Consider the following 23,426-nt stretch of genomic DNA (forward strand, 5'->3'; position numbering starts at 1 on the left):
GATGATCACGATGCTGGTGCTGACCCTGCTGGCTCTACCGTTCGCTCTGACCGCGGCCAACGTCGGCAGACGCCGGTGGATCCGCAAGAGGGGCGTCGCGAGAGTGCGCGCCGAGCTCCGCGGCTTCCACGCGGAGCTGGCACGACAGGGCCTGAGTCACTTCTCCGGGCGCTGAACCGCGCTCGTCGACGGGGAGATCCTGGTGACGACGTCGCCGTAGCGGTCCAGAAGCGCGGCCGTGACGGTCTCCGGGGTACCGAGAACGCAGAACTCGGCCAGCACCTCGTCCGTGATCAACTCGCTCATCTCCGCCCACTGCTGCCGCCGTGACATGCGGTGCAGCTCCTCGTGCAGCGCGCCCCACCCGTGCAGGTCCAGCACCGGCCGGTAGGCGGGCGTCGACCCGTAGAACGCGATCTGCCGCTTGACGTCCGCGACCTCCTGGTCGTTCGTCGCGGCGAACACCGGGCCGCTGATCTCGAAGCCCTCCAGCGTCTTCCCGGCCTTCTCCCGGCCGCGTGCCAGCGCCGGCAGCGTCACCTCGCGCAGGTACCGCTCGGTCGTGAAGTTGTGGCACAGGAAGCCGTCCGCGACCTCGCCCGCCACCTCGGTCATCAGCCCGCCGACGCCCGCGAGGTAGATCGGCGCGGTGCCGTGCGGGTTCGGGCCCGGGTCGAAGAACGGCGTCATCAGCGTGTGCTTGTAGAACTCGCCGCGGAACGCCAGCCGCTCGCCGGTCTCCCAGGCGTGCCAGATCGCGCGGATCGCCAGCACGAACTCCCGCATGCGCGCGGCGGGCTTGCTCCACGGCATCGAGAAGCGCTTGGTGATGTGGGCCTCGACCTGCGAGCCGAGCCCGAGGTTGAAGCGGCCGCCGGACAGCAGCCGGAGGTCGTTCGCCGTGGTCGCGACGGTCATGGGGTTGCGCGCGAACGCCACCGCGATCGCCGTGCCGAGCTCGATCCGCTCGGTCGCCGCGGCGGCACCGGCCAGCGCGAGGAACGGGTCGTGCTTGGTCTCGGCGAGCCAGAACCCGTCGTAGCCCTGGTCCTCCGCGCGCTTCGCGATGGCCCCGGCGTCACCGGGGGTGTAGTCGACGGCACTGCTGTCCAGCTTCATGCCGCTGAGGTTATTAGCGGTAGCGCGATTCGCAGGCGATGCCGTTGCGGTTCTCGTCGAGCTCGACGCGGTAGCCCGGCTGGCCCCAGTAGAGCGGCGCCGCGCCGGCCCTGCGCGCGTCGTCGCAGCTCGCGTAGAACACGGGCTTCGGCTTGGGCGGTGCGGGCGGCTTCGTCGTCGTGGTCGCGACGGGCGGGGGCGGCGGAGGAGGCGGGGGAGTGGTGGTGGTCTCCAGAGCGTCCTTGCCGCCGCACGGCGTTCCCCACAGCCCCATCGGAACGCGCTGCGCGGCCCCTTCGGCCTCCCGCTGGCCCGGTGTCGGGGTGCCGGTGGTGCGGCCCGCGCCGTTGCCCAGCGCGAGCAACGCGTAGTCGGTGCCGTCGGTGAGGCTGAGCGCGCCGGTGGTCCGGTCGTAGCGGACCTGCTGGTTCAGCAGCATGGCCTTGGCGAAGCCGGCGGCGGCGTCGGCCCAGCACGGTCCGGGCTGGGCGAGGCCGCTGACCTCGGCCTTCGAGCCGTCGGAGAGCATCACGGAGCGTCCGTCGACGATCGAGGCCACGCTGATGCCGAGCTGGGCCGGAGGCACGGTGGCCGACGTCGACGACGCGGTCACCGGTGTGTCCTCCGCCGGCTTCTCGACGGCGACGGGCCTCGACTGCTGCACCTGCGCGGCACATCCCGCGGTGAGCAGGACCAGCACGACTCCGCCCACACTTCTCCACCCCGACATAGCCCGCAATAGTGCCTGCCCGGAGCGGTGTGGCCAAGGTTACGTATTTCGATCGGATCGGTTCACTTCGAGTTCGAACCGAAATACGGAGATGCCCAGTTCAGCGGGCGGGCTTGAGCGTCCAGACGACGGTCATCTCGCCCGTGGTCACGCCCTCGGCGTTGCTGATCGTGATCGTCACGGGGAACTCGGGCCGCGTGCCGGACTCCAGCTCGGCCAGGATCTCGTCCGCGGAGCGTCCCAGCACGGCCTCCGCGCGCATCGGGCCCATCGCGATCTTCTTGTAGGCGATCTCCGCGCGGACGGCGAGCGGCGTGGCCTTGCCGAGGTGCGCGGCGAACGCGGCCATCACGACGGCGCCGGACGCGGACTCGCCGAGGCCGAACATCATGGCGGCGTGCGGCCCGCCGATGTGGTTGTGCAGCTCCGGGGTGTCCGGCAGCGACGCGACGATGCGGCTGGCCGAGACCTCCTCGAACTCGATGCCCGTGGTCTTCACGTAGGGCACGGCCTGCTTCATGGCGTCGGCGATGAACGACACGTCTTGGCTCATGAGAGGGATGCTACCGGCGAGTAACCCACGCGGCTACCCGTCGGTAACCACTACTCGTCGCGTCCGTACCACTCCTCTGTGGAGTGAGACTCGGAACTCACTTGCAATTCGGTGGACCGGGATGGATGCTTGTACCGAGCAACTAGTTGGGTGATACAAGCAACGAGGTGTCAGATGGTGGATCCGGGCAGGTGCACAGGCGTCGACAGCGGTGTCGATCCCGAGCACGAGCTCGCGGACCGGGTCGGAATGGCGATGGTGCGGCTCAACAAGATGCACGCGCAGGTCGCCCACCAGATGGCCAAGCAGGGCATGGACAAGTCCGCCTTCGTGCTCCTCGCGACGCTCTCCGGTCTTGGGGAGTGCCGCTCGAGTGCGCTAGCGGAGGCGGTGCTCTCCGACCCGTCCACGGTCAGCCGGCAGGTAGCCGGGCTGGTCAAGGACGGTCTCGTGGAGAGGCACGCTGACCCGGCCGACGGTCGAGCCAGCGTTCTCGCGGTGACAGAGGCGGGACGCACGCTCATCAGGAACCGGCGCCGGCAGCGCAACGAGGCCATCGAGCGGATGTTCGCCGAATGGCCGGAAGAGGACTTCAAGGTTTTCGCGGAACTGTTCGAGCGCTTCGTCCACGACTACGAGCGCACGGTTCCGGCGTTCATGACCGACCGCGGGACGGGGACCCGCGCAGGAGGGGAAGACTAGAAATGTCATCAACAACCGATGCGACACCCACGCCAGGGGTCTCCCTGACGCATCGCCAGATCATGACGATCCTGTCCGGTCTGCTGCTGGGCATGTTCCTCGCGGCGCTGGACCAGATGATCGTCGCCAGCGCGATGAAGACCATCGCCGACCAGCTGCACGGGCAGACGCTGCAGGCGTGGGCGACCACCGCCTACCTGATCACGGCGACCATCACGACCCCGTTGTACGGCAAGCTGTCGGACATCTACGGGCGCAAGCCGATGTACCTCGCGGCGATCTCGCTGTTCCTGGTCGGCTCGCTGCTCTCGGGCATCGCGACGTCGATGTACGAGCTCGCCGCGTTCCGCGCGGTGCAGGGCCTCGGCGCCGGCGGTCTGATGTCGCTGGCCTTCGCGATCATGGCGGACATCATCTCGCCGCGGGAGCGCAGCAAGTACTCCGCGTACTTCATGGCCGTGTTCGGCTCGGCCAGCGTGCTCGGCCCGGTCATCGGCGGTGTGTTCGCCGGTCTCAACACCTTCCTCGGTGTCACCGGCTGGCGCTGGGTGTTCCTCGTGAACGTCCCGATCGCGCTGCTCGCGCTGTTCGTCGTGGCCCGCGTGCTGAACATCCCGCACCAGCGGGTGAACCACCGCATCGACTTCGGCGGCGCCATCGCGCTGACCGTCGGCCTGGTGCCGCTGCTGATCGTGGCCGAACAGGGCCGTGAGTGGGGCTGGGCGTCGGGCCTGTCGATCGCCATGTACGTGATCGGTGTGATCGGCCTGGTGGCGTTCGTGTGGGTCGAGAACCGCATGGGCGACGAGGCGATGCTGCCGATGCGGATGTTCCGCAACCACACGTTCTCGCTCGGCAACACGATCAACTTCGTGCTCGGCATCGGCATGTTCGGCGGCATGGTCTCCATCCCGCTGTACCTGCAGATCGTCAAGGGCGTCACGCCGACCACGGCCGGTCTGATGCTGCTGCCGATGACGTTCGGCATCATGTCGGCCACCGCGATCGCCGGCAAGGTCACGTCGTCCACCGGGCGCTACAAGATCTTCCCGATCATCGGCGCCGGGCTGATGGCGACCGCGTTGTTCCTGCTCAGCACCATCGGCACGGACACGCCGAGCTGGCTGGTCATGGTCTACATGTTCGTCATGGGCGCGGGCCTCGGCCAGTGCATGCAGACGCTGCTGCTGGCGATCCAGAACGACGCCGAGCCGCGGGACATGGGCGTGGCGACCGCCTCGGCGACGTTCTTCCGCCAGATCGGTGGCACCGTCGGTACCGCGGTGTTCCTGTCGATCCTGTTCAGCACGGTCGGCGACAAGATCGCGGAGGGCTTGAGGTCCGCGATGCAGACCGACGCGTTCATGGCCGCTCTGAGGCAGAACCCGGAGTTCGCGAAGACGCTGCAGAGCGGGTCCGGTGTGGACATCAACAACACCGAGTTCCTCAACAACCTCGACCCGGTGCTGGCCAAGCCGTTCCTCGACGGCTTCTCCAGCGCGATCGACACGGTCTTCCTGACCGGCGGCATCGTGATGATCGCGGCGTTCGTCCTCGTGTGGTTCCTGCGCGAGAAGCCGCTCTCGACCCGCTCGGGCCTGGAGCGCGTGGCGGACGCGGAGTCCCTCGCGGTCTGAGGCCTGCGCAAAGCACGAAAAAGAGGGGGCTGCTCCGTGCAGCCCCCTCTTTTCGCGTGTGCCTAGTGGAAGCTCTCGCCCCGCGCCTCGGCGTCCTTCAAGCGCTGGTAGGAGCGCTTGATCTCGGCCTCGGCCTCGGTGCGGCCCACCCAGGACGCGCCCTCGACGCTCTTGCCCGGCTCCAGGTCCTTGTAGACCTCGAAGAAGTGCTGGATCTCCAGGCGGTCGAACTCCGCCAGGTGGTGGATGTCGCGCAGGTGCTCGTGGCGCGGGTCGTTGGCCGGGACGCACAGAACCTTGTCGTCGCCGCCCTTCTCGTCCGTCATGCGGAACATGCCGATCGCACGAGCGGCGATCAGGCAGCCGGGGAACGTCGGTTCCTGGACGAGGACGAGGGCGTCCAGCGGGTCGCCGTCCTCACCCAGGGTGTTCTCGATGAACCCGTAGTCGGCCGGGTACTGCGTCGACGTGAACAACGTGCGGTCGAGGCGGATGCGGCCACTCTTGTGGTCCACCTCGTACTTGTTGCGCACGCCCTTGGGGATCTCGATCAGGACGTCGAATTCCACTGGTCCTCGCTCATGTAGCCCATTCGTGATGCCCACTAGTGTGGACCACGACGCCTTGTCAACCCTCATCGGAGCGGCGGTTGACGGGTGTGAGATTGCCCGTACCGAGTTGACGGAGGCCCACTTGCCGGACGAGCCCCAGTGGCCGACCGAGGACGACGACGCCGAGTCGGTCGCCGCTGCAAAAGAGCCAACGGTGCAGGTCAGCCGCCCGTCCGTCGACCAGCCGACGATGCGTTTCCCGCTCGCCGCCGTGCTCTCCGCACCGTCCACACCGGAGCCGCTGCGCTCCTCGCCGGTCCGTTCCCTCCCGAACGCCGACGGCTCCGGTCATGCCACGCCGGGTGTGCCAAAGGCCGGTTCCGGCGGTTCCGGCGGGCCTTCCGGTGAAGCCGCCGGTGGGAAGTCTCACGGGGCGATTGGTCCAGAAGTCGGCCAACCTCGGGCCCTCCCGGTGCGCGTCGAGCCGAAGAACGACCAGATCCGCGTCGTGCCGAGGCCCGAGCAGCGCACCACGGAGCTCTCGGTGCCGCCCGCCAAGACCGCGCGCGTCGACCAGCTCCCGCACCTCGACCAGTCGTGGTTCGACCAGACCGTCAGACCCGATCCGCAGCCCGCGCCGCCTCCCCAGGCCCGCCCCGAGCCGCGTCCGGAACCGACCAGGCGCGTCGACCAGCTCCAGACCCAGGCGCCGCCGCAGCGCCAGGAACCGCAGCGCCAGGAACCGCAGCGCCAGGAACCGCAGCGCCAGGAACCGCAGCGCCAGGAACCGCAGCGCCAGGAACCGCAACGTGCCGAGCAGACCCGCCCGGTGCCGCCTCCCCGCCAGGAGCCCCGCGACCTTCCCGTCACCGGCTACGAGGAAGAACCCGAGGACCGCCTCGCCGACGAGCCGAAGAAGAGCCGCAAGCCCCTCTTCGCCGTCCTGAGCCTGCTGGTCGTCGCGGCCCTCGCCGGCGCCACCGTCTACGCCGTCCAGGAGTTCGGCGGCACCGAGGCGATCGAGACCAGGCCCCCGGCCGCTCCCGCGAACGTCCAGCCCCTGGTCAAGGCCGCCACCGCGGGTGCACCGGCGCCGACCCCGGCCGGCGTGCAGCGCGCGTTGGCGGGCCCCGCGGGCAACAGCGCGCTGGGCACGGTCACCGGCAGCGTCATCGACCCCGCCAGCGGCACCGCGCTGTGGCAGCAGGGCGACACCACGCCCGCGACGCCCGCGTCGAGCCTCAAGATCCTCACGGCCGCGGCGGCGCTGCTCAGCCTCGAGAAGACCGACCAGCTGTCCACCAAGGTCGTCCAGGGCGCGGAGCCCGGCACCGTGGTGATCGTCGGCGGCGGCGACCCGACCATCTCCGGCACGCCCGGCAGGTCGGTCTACCCCGGCGCCGCGACCCTCGACGACCTGGTCGGCCAGGTCAAGGCCAAGGGCCCGGTCACCAAGGTCCAGTTCGACCTCGGCCGCTACACCGGCGAGGCGCTCGGCCCGCAGTGGGAGAGCGTCGACATCGCGGGCGGCTCGGTCGCGCCGATCGTGCCGTTCATGCTCGACGGCGGCCGGGTCGACCCGTCCAACGTCAACGGCGCGCGCACGGGCAGCCCGGGCCAGGCAGCGGCGGACGCGTTCGCGCAGCGCATCGGGGCGCCCGGTGCCACGGCGGGCACGGCTCCGGCCGGCGGGCAGCTGCTCGGCGAGATCAAGTCCGCGCCGATCGAGCAGCTCGTCGACAACATGATGCAGATCTCGGACAACGTGCTGACCGAGGCGATCGCGCGCGAGATCGCGGTCAAGACGGGCAACGAGCCGTCGTTCGCGGGCGGCGTGAAGGCCGTGCGGGACGTGCTGACGAAGAACGGCTTCGACCTCACGACCGCGAACTTCGTGGACGGCAGCGGGCTGTCCGCCACGAACAAGATCCCGGCCAAGCTGCTCACCGACGTGCTCACCGCCGCCGCCAAGCCCACGCTGGACGACGCGCGCACCGCGAAGCTGCGGCCGTTGCTGACGGCGCTGCCGGTCGCGGGCGGCAGCGGCACGCTGGCCGGTCGCTACGGCGGCACCGCGGCGCAGGGCAAGGGCTGGGTGCGGGCCAAGACCGGCACGCTCACCGGCGTCAACGCGCTCGCCGGCATGGTCGTCGACGTGGACGGACGGGTCCTCGTGTTCTCGTTCATGTCCGCGAGCGCCCGCAACCCGGAGACCGAGGTCCGGCCCGCGCTGGACGTGATGGCCGCTGCGTTGCGGGGTTGTGGCTGTTCGTAGCGGGCCGTGCGCAGGTAGCGTCGGAAGCGTGAACGGCGCGACGGAGGCAGAGCTCGGCCCGGTGGACTGGGAGCTGGCGGTTTCGACCGCCACGCGGCTCGTCCGGCCGGGCCCCGTGATCGGCAAGGACGAGGCCGACCACGTCGTGGGGAGACTTCGCGAGCTCGCGCCGCAGGCGGAGGTGCACGTCCGCGAGCTGACCGGGCTCGGCCAGGGCCTGCCGCTGCTGCCGGGCGAGGTCGTGGACAGACCGGCGTGGGTTGCGGCCGCGGCGCAGGGCCTGGCCGCGCTGACGGGGCCCGCGATGCCGCGCCAGACAGGGCCGATGGCGGGCATCCTCGCCGGGACGGCCGGGGTGCAGGCGGGCGTCGTGCTGGCGTTCCTGTCCTCGCGCGTGCTCGGCCAGTACGACCCGTTCAGCCCGACCGACCAGCTCGCCGGACGCCTGCTGCTGGTCGCTCCGAACATCGTTGGGGCGCAACAGGCCCTCGACGTGCCGGACGACGACTTCCGCATGTGGGTGTGCCTGCACGAGTGCACGCACCGGCTGCAGTTCACCGGCGTGCCGTGGCTGCGCAGGTACTTCTCCGACCAGGTCACCGCCCTGCTGTCCTCAATGGACGACGAGCGCGCGCCCCTGACCGACGTGCTCCGCGACTTCCGCACCAAGCTGCGCGAGGGCGACGGTCCGATGAGCCTGATCGACCTCATCCAGTCGCCGCAGCAGAAGGTCCTGCTGGACAAGCTGATCGCACTGTCCACTTTGCTCGAGGGCCACGCCGACCACGTGATGGACGCGGTGGGGCCGTCGGTCGTGCCGTCCGTGTCGACCATCCGCACCCGGTTCAGCGCGCGCCGCAAGGGCGGCGGCCTGCTCGACCGGATCCTGCGCACGGTGCTCGGCGTCGAGGCGAAGGTGCGCCAGTACGAGGAGGGCGCGGAGTTCACCTCCTACGTCGTCGAGCGCGTCGGGATGGACGGCTTCAACGCGATCTGGACGTCCGCCGAGACGTTGCCGACGCGGGCCGAGATCGCCGAGCCGATGAGCTGGCTGCGCCGCGTGTCGCCGTGAACGGACCGGTCGCCGAGATCCGGACGGCGGTCCGCGCGTTCCTCGATCTCGTGCAGCCCGAGGCCGTGACCGTCGCGGTGTCCGGTGGCGCCGACTCGCTGGCGCTGGCGGCGTGTGTCGGACGGCTGGTGCCCGGCGCGTCGGCCGTCGTCGTGGACCACCAGTTGCAGCCGGGATCGGCCGAGGTGGCGTTGCGCGCCGCCCGGCAGTGCTCCGAGCTGGGGCTCGTGGCGCGCGTGGAGCCCGTCGTGGTGTCCGGGCCCGGTGGGCCCGAGGCGGCGGCCCGTGCGGCCCGCTACGCGGCTCTCAGGCCGTCGGCCGGGGTGGTGCTGCTCGGGCACACGCTGGACGACCAGGCGGAGACCGTCCTGCTCGGACTCGGCCGCGGCTCCGGGCCTCGGTCGATCGCCGGGATGCGCGCGTTCGACGCGCCGTGGGGGCGGCCGCTGCTCGGCGTGTCCCGGGCGGTGACGCGTGCTGCCTGCGCGGAGCAGGGGATCGAGGTGTGGGAGGACCCGCACAACGCCGACCCGTCGTTCACCCGTGTGCGGCTTCGCAGCGAGGTCCTGCCGTTGCTGGAGACGGTGCTGCAGGGCGGTGTCGCGTCGTCGTTGGCGCGCACGGCCGCTCAGCTGCGTGAGGACTGTGACGCACTCGACTCTCTCGCGGAGGCTTTCGCCGGCGACTGCTGTGCCGTTGGCGACATCGACGAGTTGCCCGTGGCGCTGCGACGCAGAGTGCTCAGAACGTGGCTGATCGACGAGGGCGTGCCTGAACTGTCCGATTCGCACCTGCGACGTGTTGACGCACTGGTGAGTGAATGGCGCGGTCAGGGCGGTGTCTGGCTACCTGGCGGCTTTGTCGTGCGGCGTGCGCATGGCAGGCTCGTTGTGGAACCACAGTCTTAAGCAGAGGGGACCTGTCCGTGTACGACGGCGACATCGCATCCGTGCTCATCACCGAGCAGGAGATCAGCGACAAGGTCACCGAACTCGCCAAGCAGGTCGCGGCTGATCACCCAGAAGGTGACTCCGACCTCGTGCTGATCACTGTGCTCAAGGGCGCCGTGATGTTCATGGCCGACCTTGCCCGTGCGCTGCCCGTTCCGGTGCAGCTCGAATTCATGGCCGTTTCGTCCTACGGATCCTCGACCTCGTCCTCGGGCGTGGTGCGGATCCTCAAGGACCTGGACCGCGACATCGCCGACCGCGACGTCGTGATCGTCGAGGACATCATCGACTCGGGTCTGACGCTGTCGTGGCTGCTCAAGAACCTGCAGTCGCGCAAGCCCCGGTCGCTTCAGGTCTGCACGCTGCTGCGCAAGCCCGACGCGGTCAAGGTCGAGGTGCCGGTGAAGTACGTCGGGTTCGACATCCCCAACGAGTTCGTCGTGGGATACGGGCTGGACTACGCGGAGCGGTACCGGGACCTGCCCTACATCGGGACGCTGGACCCGAAGGTCTACTCCAGCTGAGCTTCAGGTCGAACGAGAACGGGGCGCTCCCACACCGTGGAAGCGCCCCGTTCTCGTTGTCCGGTCAGCAGTTCGGACGGCACCGCCGCTGCGACACCGCGTCGAGCAGCACGGCGCGGATGTCCTCCGGGTTCGGCGCCTGGTAGGCCTTGCCGCCGGTGGCCGCCGAGATGGCGCGCAGAGCGTCCATGTCCACCTGGTCGCCCAGGCCGACCATGATGACCGGGACGGGCCTCGCGGGGTCGGACTCCCGCTTCAGCGTCTCGATCAGCGCGGCGGTGTCGATCGACGAGATGTCGTCGTTGCGGCCGTCGGTCATCAGCACGACCGAGTTGACCTTCGAGGCGTCGTAGCCGGACAGGACGTGCCGGTACGCGGCCAGCGTCGTGTCGTTCAGGGCCGTGCCGCCGCCGACCAGGCCCGGGAGCTGGGAGGCGCCGGCCTCCAGGCGCTTGCGGCGGGTGACGCCGGCCAGGGGTTCGCCCAGCGGACCGATCGGGACGAGCTCGATCCAGTCGTTCGGCGGCTTCTTGTCGGTCGAGAACGCCCAGAGACCGATGGCCGTGGTGTCCGGGAGCATCGACAGGGCCGTCATGGACGCCTCGGTGGCGGCCTCGACCCGCGTCTTGCCGTTGCCGCTCTTCTCGATCATCGAGCCGGAGACGTCGATGACGGTCAGCATGCGCATGTCGAGGCTGATGGCGCCCCACGTGCGCAGGAGCTCGGAGACCTGGTCCGCGTTCGGGGTCTCGATCAGCTTCACGTCGCCCGCCTGGACGCCCTCGACGTCCGTCGACCACTTGGCGGGGGCGGCGCCGTTCACGGTGCGGAAGCCCGCCTCGCCGAAGCGCTTCGAGGTCTCACCGGAGCGCAGGACCTTCTCGAACTCCGCCGCGGCCTCGCCGATGCCCTCGGTCTCGTTCGGGCGGGAGACCCGGACCAGGGGGTAGTCGAACGAGAGCGTGCCCTCCTTGGGCGGGGCGCCCAGGACGGCGTTGTCCTTCATCGAGCGGTTGTTCGCGACCACGGACTGCTCGGTGGCGGCGAACAGCGGCGCCTTCTCGGCGTCCGTGGTGACCTTGCCGAACGCGTCGCGGACCGACGGGACGGCGCTGCGGCCCACGCGCAGGAGGGTGCCGACCAGTTCCGGTTTGGGAGTTCCGTCCGCGTTGCCCAGCAACGTGCGGATCACGAACAGCGAGGCGAGGCCCTCCGACGTCATCGTCGGGTCGCTCATCGAGATCTGGACGCGCGGGTCCACGACCTTCGCCCACGAGACGGGCGTGACCGGGAAACCGATCTTCGACATCGCCTGCTCGGAGCCCGCCATCACGAGCGGGCTGGTCGCCAGCGAGGGCTTGATGTCCAGCTTCGGGGCCTCCGGGCCGGTCTCGGCGGCCTGACGCTGGGCCTCGGCGGCCCACATCGAGGAGTCCGGGATCCAGAGGGAGTGGGGGTTGATCTGCGCTGTCGGGAGCTCGTTGGCCACGTCGGCCGCGTTGCGCGACTCGACCTGGACCTGGACGCACCGGCCGCGCACGACGGGTTGTGACCGCTGGTAGTCCTGGGCCGCCGCGTTCACCACGTCGAGCGCGGCCGGGGTCACGGCCACCTTCAACGGCAGTGCGCCGGAGCAGTCGGCACCGCTGGTGACACGCAGTGCCACGACCGTGACGCCCGCCGCCGCGACCACGCCGAGCAGGGCGCCCAAGGGGATGGCAACCCGCCGGAACAATCCAGGGGACGTATGACGTGCTGACATACAGTTACTTACCTTCGGTCACGTGTTCACTCTTTCGAGTGGCGGGGGAACACTCGGGGGATGAATGAGGATGACATGTGACCGCCAAACGTACTGAGACGGCGTGACCTGCGTCACTCGTCTGGGCGGCGGTATTTGTTCCGGATGAACCAAACTGCGTGAACATGCGTGGTGGGGGTCACCCGCGGGAACCCGCGACCGCCCTCGCCCGTTGGTTGCTCAGTACCCGGCCAGCGAGCGGTAGGCTGGTCGGACGCGGTATGTGGGTCTTCCACTGCCCGACGCGCAAGTCAGGGAGGGTCGAGGCCGCCCCCGGCCGTAAGTGCATGGACCGCAAGCGCCTGCTTCGCAACCCGCTGCTGTGGATCGCTGCGGTGTTGCTGCTCTACTTCGTCTTCACCGTCCTCTTTGACGACTCGCGGGGCTACCACCCCGTGAAAACGTCTCAAGCGCTCCAACAGGTGCGGGACGGCAAGGTCAAGGAAGCCACGATCGAGGACAAGGAGCAGCGTCTCCGACTCACCCTCACCGACGGCACGACCTTCGAGGGCAGCAACCGCCTGATCACGCAGTTCCCGGCCAGCTCGACGGACGAGATCTTCACCGTCCTCGACCAGGCCGGCAACAAGCCCACGGTCGAGACCAAGGTCAGCCAGGAGTCCATCCTGATGCAGATCTTGATCTACCTCGTGCCGCTCGGCCTGTTGTTGCTGCTGCTCATGTGGATGATGAACAACGCCCAGGGCGGCGGCAACCGCGTTCTGAACTTCGGCAAGTCCAAGGCCAAGCAGTTGTCCAAGGACATGCCGAAGACGACGTTCGCCGACGTCGCCGGTGCCGAAGAGGCCGTCGAGGAACTGGAAGAGATCAAGGACTTCCTCCAGAACCCCGGCCGCTACCAGGCGCTCGGCGCGAAGATCCCCAAGGGCGTGCTGCTCTACGGTCCGCCGGGAACCGGCAAGACGCTGCTCGCGAGGGCCGTCGCCGGTGAGGCGGGCGTGCCGTTCTACTCGATCTCCGGTTCCGACTTCGTCGAGATGTTCGTCGGTGTCGGTGCCTCTCGTGTGCGCGACCTGTTCGAACAGGCCAAGCAGAACGCGCCGTGCATCATCTTCGTCGACGAGATCGACGCGGTGGGCCGCCACCGCGGCGCGGGTATGGGCGGCGGTCACGACGAGCGCGAGCAGACCCTCAACCAGCTGCTCGTCGAGATGGACGGCTTCGACTCGCGCGGCGGGATCATCCTGATCGCGGCGACGAACCGTCCCGACATCCTCGACCCGGCCCTGCTGCGTCCCGGTCGCTTCGACCGGCAGATCCCGGTGTCCCCGCCGGACCTGAAGGGCCGCAAGCAGATCCTCCGGGTGCACTCGAAGGGCAAGCCGCTCGCCGCGGACGCGGACCTCGACGGCCTCGCGAAGCGCACCGTCGGGTTCTCCGGCGCCGACCTCGCGAACGTCATCAACGAGGCCGCGCTGCTCACGGCCCGCCAGAACGGCCACACGATCGACGGTGCCGCTCTGGAGGAGTCGGTGGACCGCGTGATCGGCGGTCCGGCCCGCAAGAGCCGGATCATCTCCGAGAAGGAGAAGAAGATCACCGCGTACCACGAGGCAGGGCACGCCCTGGCCGCGTGGGCGATGCCGGACATCGACCCGGTCTACAAGGTCACGATCCTCGCCCGAGGCCGCACGGGTGGTCACACCCTCTCGGTGCCGGAAGAGGACAAGGACCTGATGACCAGGTCCGAGATGATCGCGCGACTGGTGTTCGCACTGGGTGGCCGTTCCGCCGAGGAGCTCGTCTTCCACGAGCCCACGACGGGTGCGTCCAACGACATCGAGCAGGCGACGAAGATCGCCCGCGCGATGGTCACCGAGTACGGCATGAGCGCGAAGCTCGGCGCCGTGAAGTACGGCCAGGAGCAGGGTGAGCCGTTCCTCGGACGCTCGGCCGGTCGCCAGTCGGACTACTCGCTGGAGGTCGCGCACGAGATCGACGAGGAGGTGCGCAAGCTCATCGAGGCCGCGCACACCGAGGCGTACGAGGTGCTCGTCACCTACCGCGACGTCCTCGACGACCTCACGCTCGAACTGATCGAGAAGGAGACCCTGCACCAGAAGGAACTGGAGCGGATCTTCGCCCGCGTCGAGAAGCGGCCGCGCATCACCCAGTTCAACGACTTCGGTGACCGCAGGCCGTCCGACATCCCGCCGATCAAGACCCCCGGCGAGCTCGCCAGGGAGCGCGGGGAACCGTGGCCGCCCGTCGTCGAGGACGTCATCGAGGAGGAGCTGAAGCAGGAGGACGAGGCCGCAGCCGCGGAACCGGCCACCGAGCAGCTCCCGACGACGAACGGCTCGAACGGCGCCCACCAGCCCGGTCAGCCTTCGAACCAGGCGGGCCCGCCGAACTACGGCGCCCCGCCCGGATGGACCCCGGCGACGGTGCCCGGCGGCAAGCCGCACAACGTCTGGGAGCCGAAGAAGCCGCAGCCCGACCAGGACGAGCGGCAGTGACCGAGCAACATCAGCTCGACGGAGACGCCGGCCTCACCCGCAACGGGGAGGCCGGCGTCTCCGCGCGGCGGGTCTTCGACCCCGCCCGGGCCGAGGCTGCGGTGCGTGAGTTGCTGCTCGCGTGCGGTGAAGATCCCGACCGGGAAGGGTTGCGCGAGACACCCGCACGGGTGGCGCGTGCCTACCAGGAGTTGTTCGCCGGTCTCTACACCGAGCCGGACAGCGTGCTGGAGAAGACGTTCGACGAGAGCCACGAGGAGCTCGTCCTCGTCACCGACATCCCGATGTTCAGCTTCTGCGAGCACCACCTGCTGCCGTTCCACGGCGTCGCGCACGTCGGGTACATCCCGAACGAGCACGGCCGCGTGACGGGGCTGTCGAAGCTCGCGCGGCTCGTCGACCTCTACTCGAAGCGGCCGCAGGTGCAGGAGCGGCTGACGTCGCAGGTCGCGGACGCGCTCGTGCGCAAGCTCGAACCGCGCGGCGTGATCGTCGTGATGGAGGCCGAGCACCTCTGCATGGGCATGCGCGGTGTGCGCAAGCCCGGTTCCCGCACCACGACGTCAGCGGTGCGGGGGTTGCTGCGCACCTCCGCGTCCTCACGGGCGGAGGCGATCGAACTGATCAGGGGCCGGATCCGGTGAGTTCTCTCCCCAAGCCCGGCCGTTGTGTCGTGATGGGCGTGCTCAACGTGACGCCCGACTCGTTCTCCGACGGCGGTCGCTACATCGACCGGCGGGACGCGGTCGCGCACGGCGTCGAGATGCACCGGCGCGGCGCGGACGTGATCGACGTCGGCGGCGAGTCGACCCGGCCCGGTGCCGAGCGCGTCGAGCCGGCCGAGGAGATCGCGCGCATCGTCCCGGTGATCCGGGCGCTGGTCGGCGAGGGCGTGCCGGTCAGCGTCGACACCATGCGGGCCTCCGTCGCCGCGGCGGCGCTGGAGGCGGGCGCGTCGATCGTGAACGACGTGTCCGGTGGCCTCGCCGATGCCGAGATGGCCGCAGTCGTCGCCGCCGCCGGTGTGCCGTACGTGCTGATGCACTGGCGTGGGCACAGCACGGAGATGGACGCGCTGGCGACGTACGACGACGTGGTGACGGACGTTCGTTCCGAGTTGCTGGAACGCGTCGAGGCCGCGCTGGCCGCCGGTGTCGCGGAGTCGTCGATCGTGCTCGACCCCGGTCTGGGGTTCGCGAAGCTCGGCGACCACAACTGGGAGCTGTTGCAGCGCCTCGACGAACTGGTGGAGCTCGGGTTCCCGGTGCTGGTGGGGGCGTCGCGCAAACGCTTCCTCGGCACGTTGCTCGGCAACCGTCCACCGGACGGCAGGGAGGACGCGACCGCGGCGGTGTCCGCTCTGGCCGCGTTCAACGGAGCGTGGGGTGTGCGGGTGCACGACGTCGACCGGACGCTGGACGCGGTCGCCGTCGCCGGTGCGTGGAGGCGGGGACATGGCTGACCGGATCGCGTTGACGGGCCTGCGGGTCCGGGGCAACCACGGGGTGTTCGAGCACGAGAAGCGCGACGGGCAGGAGTTCGTCGTCGACATCACGCTGTGGCTGGACCTCTCGGCGGCGTCCCGCACGGACGACCTCAAGGAGACGTACCACTACGGCGAGCTCGCCGAGATGGCCGCGGCGATCATCGGCGGCGAGCCGTACGACCTGATCGAGACGGTGGCGGGCAAGATCGCCGACGCCGCGATGGCGGACTCGCGGCTGCACGCCGTCGAGGTGACGCTGCACAAGCCGTCCGCGCCGATCCCGCTGACGTTCGACGACGTGTCGGTGACGATCCGCCGATCGCGCAGGCTCGCGGCGCCGGTGAAGGAGACCCGTTGAGCCGCGCGGTTCTCTCGATCGGCTCGAACCTCGGCGACCGCTTCGCCTTCCTGCAGTCCGTGGTGGACGGGTTGCGCCCCTTCGTGATCGCTGTTTCGCCGGTGTACGAGACGGCGGCGTGGGGCGTCGAGGACCAGCCGGACTTCTTGAACGCCATCGTGATCGTCTCCTCGGACGACGTCGACGAGTGGGGCTGGCTGCGGCGCGGTCAGGCGCTGGAGAACGCCGCCGGGCGCGTGCGGGAGAAGCGCTGGGGACCGCGCACGTTGGACGTGGACGTGGTTTCGGTGGACGGGGTGACCTCCGACCACCCCGAGCTGCTTCTGCCGCATCCTGGGGCGTTTGAGCGCGCAACAGTCCTGATCCCGTGGCTCGACGTGGAGCCGGACGCGGTGCTGGCGGGCCGCGGACCCGTTGCGGGCCTGGAGTTCTCGGCCGAGGGCGTGCGCCGGCGCGACGATCTCGTGCTTTCGGGTTGGATGGACGAGTGAAGTTCACGCGTCCCCGCGACCTGGCCGCCGTTGCGATCGTCGGCGGTCTGCTCGCTCATCTGCTGCTGCGGCTCACGTACGACTCGTTGCCGCCACTCCCCGTGATGGCCGGGTCGACGTTGTTCGTCATCGCGGTCGTCGAGGTCGTGTTCGCGTTCTCGTTGCGGGCCAGGATCCAGCGCCGTGCGGGAGCGCGTCCGGTGCAGCCGCTGACGGCCGCCCGAGCGGTCGCGCTGGCGAAGGCGTCGTCCGTTCTGGGCGCTTTGATGTTCGGTGCGTGGGCCGGGTTGCTGATCTTCGTGATCCCCGCCCGCGACTCGTTCGCGGCGGCCTCGAACGACCTGGTGGCAGCGGTTGTGGGGATGATCGCGGCGGTGGCGCTGACGGCGGCCGCGCTGTGGCTCGAGCACTGCTGCAAGACGCCGGAAGAGAGTTCCGGGAACGAATAGATACCCGGCCGTAGGTCTCAGTCACATAACTACGCGGTACCGTAGTGCGCATGACCGGGCGAGGCGCGTCGACCGACGACGAGCAAGATGATCACGGTCGTGGCTCAGGGCGATTGCTGTTGGTAGCCGCATTGGCGCTCGCCCTCGTGGCTGCGGCGGTGCTCGTGCTGAGCGACAGCGCCCGGATGCTGCGTCTGGCCGTGGTAGCCGCGTTGTGGGCGGCTCTGGTGGGTGCATTCCTCGCTGCCAAGTACCGCAAACAGGTCACGGAGCGCGACGACGAGGTGGCCGACCTCCAGTCCGTCTACGAGCTGGAGCTCGAGCGCGAGGTGGCCGCTCGTCGCGAGTACGAGCTCGAGATCGAGTCGGAGACCCGCAAGCGCATCGAGGAGGAGTCGCGCGCGGACATCGAGGCCCTGCGCGCCGATCTCCACTCCCTGCGCGACAACCTCCAGGCGTTGCTGGGCGGTGACGTCCTCGTCGAACGCGTCGCGCTGCGCGCCGAGTCGACCCGCCTGCGGTCGATCGGCTCGGAGGCGGCCCGGCTGGCCGCGGCCCCCGAGCAGCGCGTCATCAACGCCAAGCCCGTGATCACCGCGTCGTCGTCCGTCACGGCCGAGAAGCCGTCCGAACGCACCGAGCTGATCGAACGCGTCGCCCTCGACGCCAAGCTGCAGGCCCCGCGCCGTGAGCCCGCCCGTCCCGAGCCGGTGCGCCCGGACCCGGCCAGGAACTCGCCGCGCCCGCAGCCCGCCGTCGTCCGCCGCGAGCCCGTGAAGGCCGCGAAGCAGGAACCGGCACGTCCCCAGCCCCGTCCCGGCGCCGCCGCGGCGTCCGTGTCGGCCCGCCTCGGCAACGCCGCGGCTCCCCAGGTGCCGCAGAAGGCCCAGCCGCCCAAGGTGGCGCCGCCGCCGACCGTGAAGGCGCAGCCCGTTCAGGCGCAGGTTCACCGCACCGAGCGCGTGCAGAGGCAGCCGCAGCCCCCGGCCCGCACCGAGGCGCTGTCGCGTCCGGAGCAGGCCCCGAAGCCCCCCGTCGCGAAGCCGGTGGAGCCCCGCAAGCCGGAACCGCGTTCCCGCGTGGCCGAACGCACCGAGATGATCGACCCGAAGGCCCTGCAGGGTGGCGGCCGCCGCCGGGCGGACGATCGCTCGGCTCCGACCCCGGTGCAGGACAGCGGCTCGTGGGAGACCCTGAAGCCCGACGCCCCGGCCGCGAGCACGTCCCGCCGCCGTGCCGACGAGCAGCCGTCCCGCCGCACCGCCTCCGAGGACTCGCTGGTGTCGCTGCCCCCGGTGGGCCGCCGTTCCGCGTCCGAGCAGTCGTCGGCCAGGCTTCCCGCGGTGACGCCCCGGCGTTCTCCCGCGGAAGAGGCCCCGGTTTCGGGCCGTCGGGTCGCCGAGGACTCGTCGACGCGCCTGCCCGTGGTCTCGACCGGGCGTCGTGCCGCGCCGGAGGACCCGTCGGGTGCGCACGCGGACGGCAAGTCGGTGAGCGAGCTGCTGGCGTCGTTGGGCGGGGGAGACGCGCCTCGCCGGCGGCGTCGTCGCGACGACTAGCTACTTGTCGATGTCCCCGACGATCACGGCGAACGAGCTCAGCACCGCCGGCAGGTCGTCCACCTTCGTGCCGGGCAGGAGTGCCGACAGCGCCTGCACGTTGTTGAACGACGGCGTGCGCAGCTTGAGGCGCCACGGCGTCTTCTCGCCGCGTGACGACAGGTGCACGCCCGAGGTGCCCAGCGGCGCCTCGACTCGCGTGTAGACGGAGCCCTCGGGTGCCTTGATGGCCTTGGGCAGCCTGAGGTTCACCGGTCCCTGCGGCAGCTGATCGAGGCACGCCTGTGCCAGTTCCACCGACTTCTGGACCTCGTCGACCAGGCACCGGACGCGCGCGGCCGCGTCGCCCTCGGTCCGGAGCACGGGTGTGAAGCCCAAGGTCTTGTACGCGGGCAGCGGGTCGTCGCGGCGCAGGTCGAAGTCCACGCCGCTGGCCCGGCCGATGGGGCCCGTGACGCCGTAAGCCAGGGCGTCCTCGTGCGGCAGGACGCCGAGTCCTTCCAGCGCCCCGAAGTCGACGGAGAGCGTCTCTGTGTCCACAGTGGACAGAAAGTCGGCGACCCGTGCGGTCCAGCCCGCCGGGACGTCCTCGCGCAGGCCGCCGATCCTGTTGAACATGAAGTGGATGCGTCCGCCCGACGCCTCCTCCATCAGCGCCTGCACGCCCTCGCGGTACTTGGCGGCGTTGGGGGACAACGGGGTCAGGAAGACCATGTGCGCCATCAGGCGGTTCAGCTCGCAGAGCAGGGCCCGCAGCCATTGGGCTCGGGCCGGGACGTCCATGCCCGTCATGCGTTCCACGGCGAGGGCCACGGCCAGTTCGTTGCAGAACGCCGAGAGCCAGTCGTGGCGGTTCGCGAGGGTGAGGACCTGGCGGTAGTCGCGGACCTCGAACAGCTTCTCGGCGCCGCGGTGCAGGTGGCCGACCAGTGGTTCCGCCGCGGTGATCACCAGGTCCGGCGTCACGGTCAGGCGCAGGCGGTAGGCGCCGTGGGCCGACGGGTGCAGCGGGCCCAGGTCGATCACGCGGTCGACGCCCAGGTACCGGGCGCCCGCGCCCACGCCGACGGTGATCTGCTCGCTCACCCGAGCATGGTTTCACGAGCCGCGGTGGCGCTCAGGCCCTGGTGATCGCGAAGAAGAAGCAACCGTGCGACACGCTCCGGACCTGGACCGACTCGATCGAAGGATCGTTGAACAATTCGACAACCTTACGATCGAACGATCCCGGCTCCACCACCTCGCCGTCATGGATCTGACCTGCGGCGTTGTAGGAACGTAGGATCCGGGGATTGTTCAACAATCCGACAGGGAGACGATCCAACGAAGCGCCACCCGGACACTCCACATGCGTGAACACAGGGCCGACCTCCGCGTACGGACCCTTGCCAGAGGAAGGCGAGTAGCGGAACAGCCACACCGCCTCACCCTCCGACGACTTCCGCAGGCAGCACCGCAACGGCACCCCGGGCTCGGAGGCGCGGTACTCGCGGCCGGGGTCGGAGAACGAGTCGGACGGAGACACGGTGTGGATTCGCATGCCTCAACGATCGCCGTCAGCCCTCCGAACAGCTGGCGGGATTCGGACGCCAGGGTGGCAACGAGGGCAACAGGTCCGACAACGCCACCCCCCGCCCGTGCAACAACCACCCGAACGCCCCCAGCCCGTCACGAGCCCGCAGCTCCGCGATCCGTCCAGCACGCGAAGCGGACTCCAACCACTCCCACCCGGACCCCGAGACGTCCTCCCTCAACCCCAAGGCCCCCAACGCATCCCGCTGCGACACGAGCACGAACTCCCCGCCGGCCGCAGCCGCACAAGCATCCAGGGCGACGTGCGCGGTGATGTCGCAGGAGCCGTCGAACACAGGCGGAACCTGCCGCCCGTCCCGATACCCGGTCAGCGAGAAGTGCCGCGACGACACCAGATGCCCGTAGTCGATCGCCAGCGCCGCCCCGCGCACCGACGACACAGCGGCTGCCCACGCCGCATCCCGAGGCGCGCCCACCTCAGCCATCTCGCCGTCGGCCAGCGCCGGCCACCACCGTGCGATCCACGGATCGTCGGAAGGCCCGGTCACCACGGGGCACGGGATCGCGTCGAGCCACTCGTGCCCGACCAGCAACCCGACGCACGGCGGCACGGTCGTGGTCCACCGCACCCCGGGCAGGTCGACGGGAGGACCGACCTCGACCGCGGTGACCCGAAGCCGCGAAGCGAGCGACCCCGGCCCAGGCGACCCCGGCCCCGGGGACTTCGCCGCTCCAGCCCTCGCTGACACCAGCGACCGCACCGCGAACGCCAGCTCACCCCCACCGGCCCCGACGTCCACGAAGTCCAGGACCGGCGGAAACCCGAGCGCGGCGTCCACTCGCGACAGCAGCGTCACCAGCGCTTCCGCGAGCTCCGACCCGACCAGCGGCGACGTCCGGAAGTGCGACGAGGGCTTCTCGCCGCGCGCGAAGAAACCACCCGGCCCGTACAGCGCGGCGTGCCAAGCGGCTTCCCAGTCGAACATCGGACAAGTGTGCATCTAAGGTCATTTCCCGTGACCGACGCCGACCTGACGCCGACGCCGACGAAGAAGCGCATCGAGCAGCGCCGCTGGACCGTCCTCTTCCCGGTCGTGGCGCTGATCGCGCTCGCCGCGGCCGGCCTCGTGCTGTTCGCACTGGGCACGTCGAGCATCGGCATCGAGCCGCTGCTGGTCGGTGCCGCCGCGGCGCTGATCCCCGTCGCGTTCGTGGTGAGCGCGTTCCTGTGGATCGACCGCTGGGAACCGGAACCGGCGAAGATGCTGCTCTTCGCGTTCGTCTGGGGTTCGTGCGGCGCGACGATCAGCTCGCTCGCGTTCAACCAGACGTCCAGGGTGCTGGGTGATCTGCTCGGTCAGGACGGCGCGACGTTCACCGCCGTGATCGGGGCGCCGATCGTCGAGGAGGCCACCAAGGCCGCGTTCCTCATCGCCGTTTTCGTCCGCCGCCGCCACGAGTTCGACGGCGTCGTGGACGGCATGGTCTACGCCGGCATCACGGCCGCGGGCTTCGCGTTCACCGAGAACATCTGGTACTTCGGCCGGGTCTTCCTGGAGGACGGCCTCGGCAACATGGGTGGCGGCGTCGTCGCGCTGTTCGTGCTCAGGGGTGTTCTCTCGCCGTTCGCGCACCCGCTCTTCACGGCCATGACGGGGATCGGCGTCGGTGTCGCGGCGACCACGAGCAACTCCACGGTCCGCGTCCTCGCGCCGATCGGCGGCTATCTCACGGCCGTCGGGCTGCACTCGCTGTGGAACTTCTCGACCACGGTCGGCACCGGGTCCGCGTTCATCAACCTGTACTTCCTGATCATGGTGCCGGTGTTCGCCGGCGCCGTCACGATCGTGGTGTGGCAGCGCAGACGCGAGCAGCGGATCGTCGCGGGCCAGCTCGCCGCGATGGCGCAGAACCGGTGGATCGCCAACAGCGAGGTCGCCCTGCTCGCGAGCCTCAACGGCCGCCGGAACTGGCTGCGGGCGGTCAAGCGCAAGTCGGGCGAGGCGTCGGTCAAGGCCGTGAAGAGCTACCAGATCGCCGTCACCGAACTGGCCTTCCTGCGGCACCGCATAGAGCAGGGAACGGCCGGTCAGAGCGCCGAGCAACGCCACGGGGTGCTGCTCGACTCACTGCACGCCGCCAGGGCCGCCGCCCGTCGGTGAGTCCGGTCACCGACGGGCGAAAGCCGGTCGGTGCGGAGCTACCCTCGGCGGCGTCGTCTGGTACCCGCACAAGGGACTGGAACGTCAGAAGGAGTGAGTCGCATGGACGCGACCCCACGTCCGGCGAGGCTCGCCGTCGGTGTCATCTCGGCAGGCCGCGTCGGCTCTGTGCTGGGTGCCGCGCTGGCCAGGACGGGCCACGTGGTGACCGGCGTCTCCGCCGTCTCCCAGGCCTCCCGCGACCGCGCGGACGACCTGCTGCCCGGCGTCCCGATCGCCGACCCGACCGAGGTCGCCGCACGCGCCGACCTGGTGCTGCTGGCCGTGCCGGACGACGCGCTGGAAGGCCTCGTCAAGGGCCTCGTCGCCACCGAGTCGCTGCGCGCGGGCCAGATCGTCGTGCACACCAGCGGCGCGCAGGGCGTGCAGGTCCTCGAACCCGCCGCCGAACTGGGCGCGCTCACGCTCGCGCTGCACCCCGTCATGACCTTCACCGGACGCTCCGAGGACCTGCAGCGGATGAGCGCCGCGTGCGTCGGCGTCACGGCCGCGGACGGCGACGAGGTGGCCTGGAGCGTCGGCGAGGCGCTGGTCGTCGAGATGGACGCCGAACCGGTCCGGGTGCCCGAAGCCGTCCGCCCGCTCTACCACGCGGCGCTGGCCCACGGCGCGAACCACCTGATCACGCTGGTCCGCGACGCCGCCGACCTGCTCACGAACGCCGGCGTCGCCAACGCCGAGCGCCTGCTCGGGCCGCTGCTGTCCGCCGCGCTCGACAACGCGCTGCGCCACGGCGACCGTGCCCTCACCGGTCCGGTCGCCCGCGGCGACACCGGTACCTTGCACAAGCACCTCGGCGTGCTCGCCCAGCAGGCACCCGAGACCCTTCCCAGCTACCGCGTGCTCGCCCGCCGCACCGCCGAGCGGGCTGAACACTCCGGGCTGCTCAAGCCCGACGCGGCCCACGACGTTCGCACCACTCTCGAGGACTGAC

24 protein-coding genes are annotated in these 23,426 nt (G+C 70.1%); 16 read left to right on the forward strand and 8 right to left on the reverse strand.

Translation table 11 applies throughout. The features are described 5' to 3' along the window. Nucleotide 1: 1 nt before the first annotated feature. Nucleotides 2–175, forward strand: coding sequence for a hypothetical protein (locus ACWF7A_RS38495; RefSeq protein WP_452255424.1), 174 nt, complete (start codon nt 2–4; stop codon nt 173–175). Here ACWF7A_RS38495 and ACWF7A_RS38500 read toward each other — a convergent pair. From ACWF7A_RS38500 to ACWF7A_RS38510, 3 genes are all read right to left on the reverse strand, one after another. Next, nucleotides 157–1,119: a TIGR03617 family F420-dependent LLM class oxidoreductase gene (locus tag ACWF7A_RS38500; protein ID WP_452255425.1), complete on the reverse strand. Its 963-nt coding sequence runs from the start codon at nt 1,117–1,119 to the stop codon at nt 157–159. The two genes, ACWF7A_RS38495 and ACWF7A_RS38500, sit on opposite strands and share 19 nt — an antisense overlap. A 13-nt stretch (nt 1,120–1,132) precedes the next feature. Next, complete coding sequence (locus ACWF7A_RS38505; RefSeq protein WP_452255426.1) at nt 1,133–1,831, reverse strand: excalibur calcium-binding domain-containing protein; 699 nt, start codon at nt 1,829–1,831, stop codon at nt 1,133–1,135. Between the two features lie 118 nt (nt 1,832–1,949). Beyond that, a complete protein-coding gene (locus tag ACWF7A_RS38510; RefSeq protein WP_452255427.1) occupies nt 1,950–2,402 on the reverse strand; it encodes a DUF4442 domain-containing protein in 453 nt (150 codons plus the stop codon). A 177-nt stretch (nt 2,403–2,579) separates the two neighbouring features. On the opposite strand from ACWF7A_RS38510, the gene ACWF7A_RS38515 reads away from it, so the two are divergent. Next, nucleotides 2,580–3,104 (forward strand): MarR family winged helix-turn-helix transcriptional regulator, encoded by a 525-nt coding sequence (locus ACWF7A_RS38515; protein WP_452255428.1) that lies wholly within the window; start codon nt 2,580–2,582, stop codon nt 3,102–3,104. A gap of 2 nt (nt 3,105–3,106) precedes the next feature. After that, nucleotides 3,107–4,741, forward strand: a complete 1,635-nt coding sequence (locus tag ACWF7A_RS38520) for an MDR family MFS transporter (protein WP_452255429.1) — start codon at nt 3,107–3,109, stop codon at nt 4,739–4,741. Nucleotides 4,742–4,803: 62 nt separating this feature from the next. On the opposite strand, the gene ACWF7A_RS38525 is transcribed toward ACWF7A_RS38520, so the two are convergent. After that, nucleotides 4,804–5,310 (reverse strand): inorganic diphosphatase, encoded by a 507-nt coding sequence (locus ACWF7A_RS38525; protein WP_285647754.1) that lies wholly within the window; start codon nt 5,308–5,310, stop codon nt 4,804–4,806. 124 nt (nt 5,311–5,434) lie between these two features. Here ACWF7A_RS38525 and dacB point away from each other — a divergent pair, with 124 nt between their 5' ends. Genes dacB through hpt form a run of 4 tightly spaced genes read left to right on the forward strand, consistent with a single transcriptional unit; the run spans nt 5,435 to nt 10,113 of the window. After that, nucleotides 5,435–7,567 (forward strand): D-alanyl-D-alanine carboxypeptidase/D-alanyl-D-alanine endopeptidase, encoded by a 2,133-nt coding sequence (dacB, locus tag ACWF7A_RS38530; RefSeq protein WP_452255430.1) that lies wholly within the window; start codon nt 5,435–5,437, stop codon nt 7,565–7,567. 28 nt (nt 7,568–7,595) lie between these two features. Next, nucleotides 7,596–8,639 carry a zinc-dependent metalloprotease gene (locus ACWF7A_RS38535; protein ID WP_452255431.1) on the forward strand — a complete coding sequence of 348 codons (1,044 nt, stop codon included), beginning with the start codon at nt 7,596–7,598 and terminating at the stop codon, nt 8,637–8,639. Continuing rightward, nucleotides 8,636–9,547, forward strand: coding sequence for a tRNA lysidine(34) synthetase TilS (gene tilS / locus ACWF7A_RS38540; RefSeq protein ID WP_452255432.1), 912 nt, complete (start codon nt 8,636–8,638; stop codon nt 9,545–9,547). The genes ACWF7A_RS38535 and tilS overlap by 4 nt, the downstream gene beginning before the upstream one ends. Nucleotides 9,548–9,564: 17 nt before the next feature. Beyond that, nucleotides 9,565–10,113 carry a hypoxanthine phosphoribosyltransferase gene (hpt, locus tag ACWF7A_RS38545; RefSeq protein ID WP_452255433.1) on the forward strand — a complete coding sequence of 183 codons (549 nt, stop codon included), beginning with the start codon at nt 9,565–9,567 and terminating at the stop codon, nt 10,111–10,113. A 64-nt stretch (nt 10,114–10,177) separates the two neighbouring features. On the opposite strand, the gene ACWF7A_RS38550 is transcribed toward hpt, so the two are convergent. After that, nucleotides 10,178–11,824 (reverse strand): substrate-binding domain-containing protein, encoded by a 1,647-nt coding sequence (locus ACWF7A_RS38550; protein WP_452255434.1) that lies wholly within the window; start codon nt 11,822–11,824, stop codon nt 10,178–10,180. Nucleotides 11,825–12,201: 377 nt separating this feature from the next. On the opposite strand from ACWF7A_RS38550, the gene ftsH reads away from it, so the two are divergent. The 7 genes from ftsH to ACWF7A_RS38585 are packed head-to-tail and all read left to right on the forward strand — an operon-like array spanning nt 12,202 to nt 18,737. After that, nucleotides 12,202–14,394: an ATP-dependent zinc metalloprotease FtsH gene (gene ftsH / locus ACWF7A_RS38555; protein ID WP_452255435.1), complete on the forward strand. Its 2,193-nt coding sequence runs from the start codon at nt 12,202–12,204 to the stop codon at nt 14,392–14,394. Then, the gene (gene folE / locus ACWF7A_RS38560) at nt 14,391–15,038 is read left to right on the forward strand and encodes a GTP cyclohydrolase I FolE (RefSeq protein WP_452255436.1); all 648 of its coding nucleotides are present in this window, start codon (nt 14,391–14,393) and stop codon (nt 15,036–15,038) included. Before ftsH ends, folE begins: the two co-directional genes overlap by 4 nt. 32 nt (nt 15,039–15,070) lie before the next feature. Next, nucleotides 15,071–15,856, forward strand: coding sequence for a dihydropteroate synthase (gene folP / locus ACWF7A_RS38565; protein ID WP_452255457.1), 786 nt, complete (start codon nt 15,071–15,073; stop codon nt 15,854–15,856). After that, the gene (gene folB / locus ACWF7A_RS38570; protein WP_452255437.1) at nt 15,849–16,238 is read left to right on the forward strand and encodes a dihydroneopterin aldolase; all 390 of its coding nucleotides are present in this window, start codon (nt 15,849–15,851) and stop codon (nt 16,236–16,238) included. The genes folP and folB overlap by 8 nt, the downstream gene beginning before the upstream one ends. Next, nucleotides 16,235–16,729 (forward strand): 2-amino-4-hydroxy-6-hydroxymethyldihydropteridine diphosphokinase, encoded by a 495-nt coding sequence (gene folK, locus ACWF7A_RS38575; RefSeq protein ID WP_452255438.1) that lies wholly within the window; start codon nt 16,235–16,237, stop codon nt 16,727–16,729. Before folB ends, folK begins: the two co-directional genes overlap by 4 nt. After that, nucleotides 16,726–17,178, forward strand: a complete 453-nt coding sequence (locus ACWF7A_RS38580; RefSeq protein WP_452255439.1) for a DUF3180 domain-containing protein — start codon at nt 16,726–16,728, stop codon at nt 17,176–17,178. The genes folK and ACWF7A_RS38580 overlap by 4 nt, the downstream gene beginning before the upstream one ends. Before the next feature lie 50 nt (nt 17,179–17,228). Further along, on the forward strand, nt 17,229–18,737 hold the full coding sequence (locus ACWF7A_RS38585; RefSeq protein WP_452255440.1) for a DUF6779 domain-containing protein: 1,509 nt from the start codon (nt 17,229–17,231) through the stop codon (nt 18,735–18,737). Here the strand turns inward: ACWF7A_RS38585 and ACWF7A_RS38590 are convergent, their stop codons facing one another. The 3 genes from ACWF7A_RS38590 to ACWF7A_RS38600 are packed head-to-tail and all read right to left on the reverse strand — an operon-like array spanning nt 18,738 to nt 21,256. Next, nucleotides 18,738–19,823 (reverse strand): NADH-quinone oxidoreductase subunit D, encoded by a 1,086-nt coding sequence (locus ACWF7A_RS38590; protein ID WP_452255441.1) that lies wholly within the window; start codon nt 19,821–19,823, stop codon nt 18,738–18,740. A gap of 31 nt (nt 19,824–19,854) precedes the next feature. Continuing rightward, complete coding sequence (locus ACWF7A_RS38595; RefSeq protein ID WP_452255442.1) at nt 19,855–20,277, reverse strand: DUF1203 domain-containing protein; 423 nt, start codon at nt 20,275–20,277, stop codon at nt 19,855–19,857. A 16-nt stretch (nt 20,278–20,293) separates the two neighbouring features. Continuing rightward, nucleotides 20,294–21,256 carry an SAM-dependent methyltransferase gene (locus ACWF7A_RS38600; protein WP_452255443.1) on the reverse strand — a complete coding sequence of 321 codons (963 nt, stop codon included), beginning with the start codon at nt 21,254–21,256 and terminating at the stop codon, nt 20,294–20,296. Nucleotides 21,257–21,286: 30 nt separating this feature from the next. Between ACWF7A_RS38600 and ACWF7A_RS38605 the strand changes: the two genes are divergently transcribed. Together ACWF7A_RS38605 and ACWF7A_RS38610 are read left to right on the forward strand one after the other, a co-directional pair. Further along, entirely contained in the window at nt 21,287–22,432 is a 1,146-nt protein-coding gene (locus tag ACWF7A_RS38605) for a PrsW family intramembrane metalloprotease (RefSeq protein WP_452255444.1), read from the forward strand. Between the two features lie 102 nt (nt 22,433–22,534). Then, nucleotides 22,535–23,425 carry a Rossmann-like and DUF2520 domain-containing protein gene (locus tag ACWF7A_RS38610; RefSeq protein ID WP_452255445.1) on the forward strand — a complete coding sequence of 297 codons (891 nt, stop codon included), beginning with the start codon at nt 22,535–22,537 and terminating at the stop codon, nt 23,423–23,425. Nucleotide 23,426 lies beyond the last annotated feature (1 nt).

It is taken from the genome of Lentzea sp. NPDC055074 (assembly GCF_053608005.1).

What these genes read in the sequence shown, in the direction of transcription:
- ACWF7A_RS38495 (WP_452255424.1), top strand. Translation starts at nt 2, where the DNA reads ATGATCACGATGCTGGTGCTGACCCTGCTGGCTCTACCGTTCGCTCTG.
- ACWF7A_RS38500 (WP_452255425.1), bottom strand. Translation starts at nt 1,119, where the DNA reads ATGAAGCTGGACAGCAGTGCCGTCGACTACACCCCCGGTGACGCCGGG.
- ACWF7A_RS38510 (WP_452255427.1), bottom strand. Translation starts at nt 2,402, where the DNA reads ATGAGCCAAGACGTGTCGTTCATCGCCGACGCCATGAAGCAGGCCGTG.
- ACWF7A_RS38520 (WP_452255429.1), top strand. Translation starts at nt 3,107, where the DNA reads ATGTCATCAACAACCGATGCGACACCCACGCCAGGGGTCTCCCTGACG.
- ftsH (WP_452255435.1), top strand. Translation starts at nt 12,202, where the DNA reads ATGGACCGCAAGCGCCTGCTTCGCAACCCGCTGCTGTGGATCGCTGCG.
- folP (WP_452255457.1), top strand. Translation starts at nt 15,071, where the DNA reads ATGGGCGTGCTCAACGTGACGCCCGACTCGTTCTCCGACGGCGGTCGC.
- folB (WP_452255437.1), top strand. Translation starts at nt 15,849, where the DNA reads ATGGCTGACCGGATCGCGTTGACGGGCCTGCGGGTCCGGGGCAACCAC.
- ACWF7A_RS38585 (WP_452255440.1), top strand. Translation starts at nt 17,229, where the DNA reads ATGACCGGGCGAGGCGCGTCGACCGACGACGAGCAAGATGATCACGGT.
- ACWF7A_RS38595 (WP_452255442.1), bottom strand. Translation starts at nt 20,277, where the DNA reads ATGCGAATCCACACCGTGTCTCCGTCCGACTCGTTCTCCGACCCCGGC.
- ACWF7A_RS38600 (WP_452255443.1), bottom strand. Translation starts at nt 21,256, where the DNA reads ATGTTCGACTGGGAAGCCGCTTGGCACGCCGCGCTGTACGGGCCGGGT.
- ACWF7A_RS38610 (WP_452255445.1), top strand. Translation starts at nt 22,535, where the DNA reads ATGGACGCGACCCCACGTCCGGCGAGGCTCGCCGTCGGTGTCATCTCG.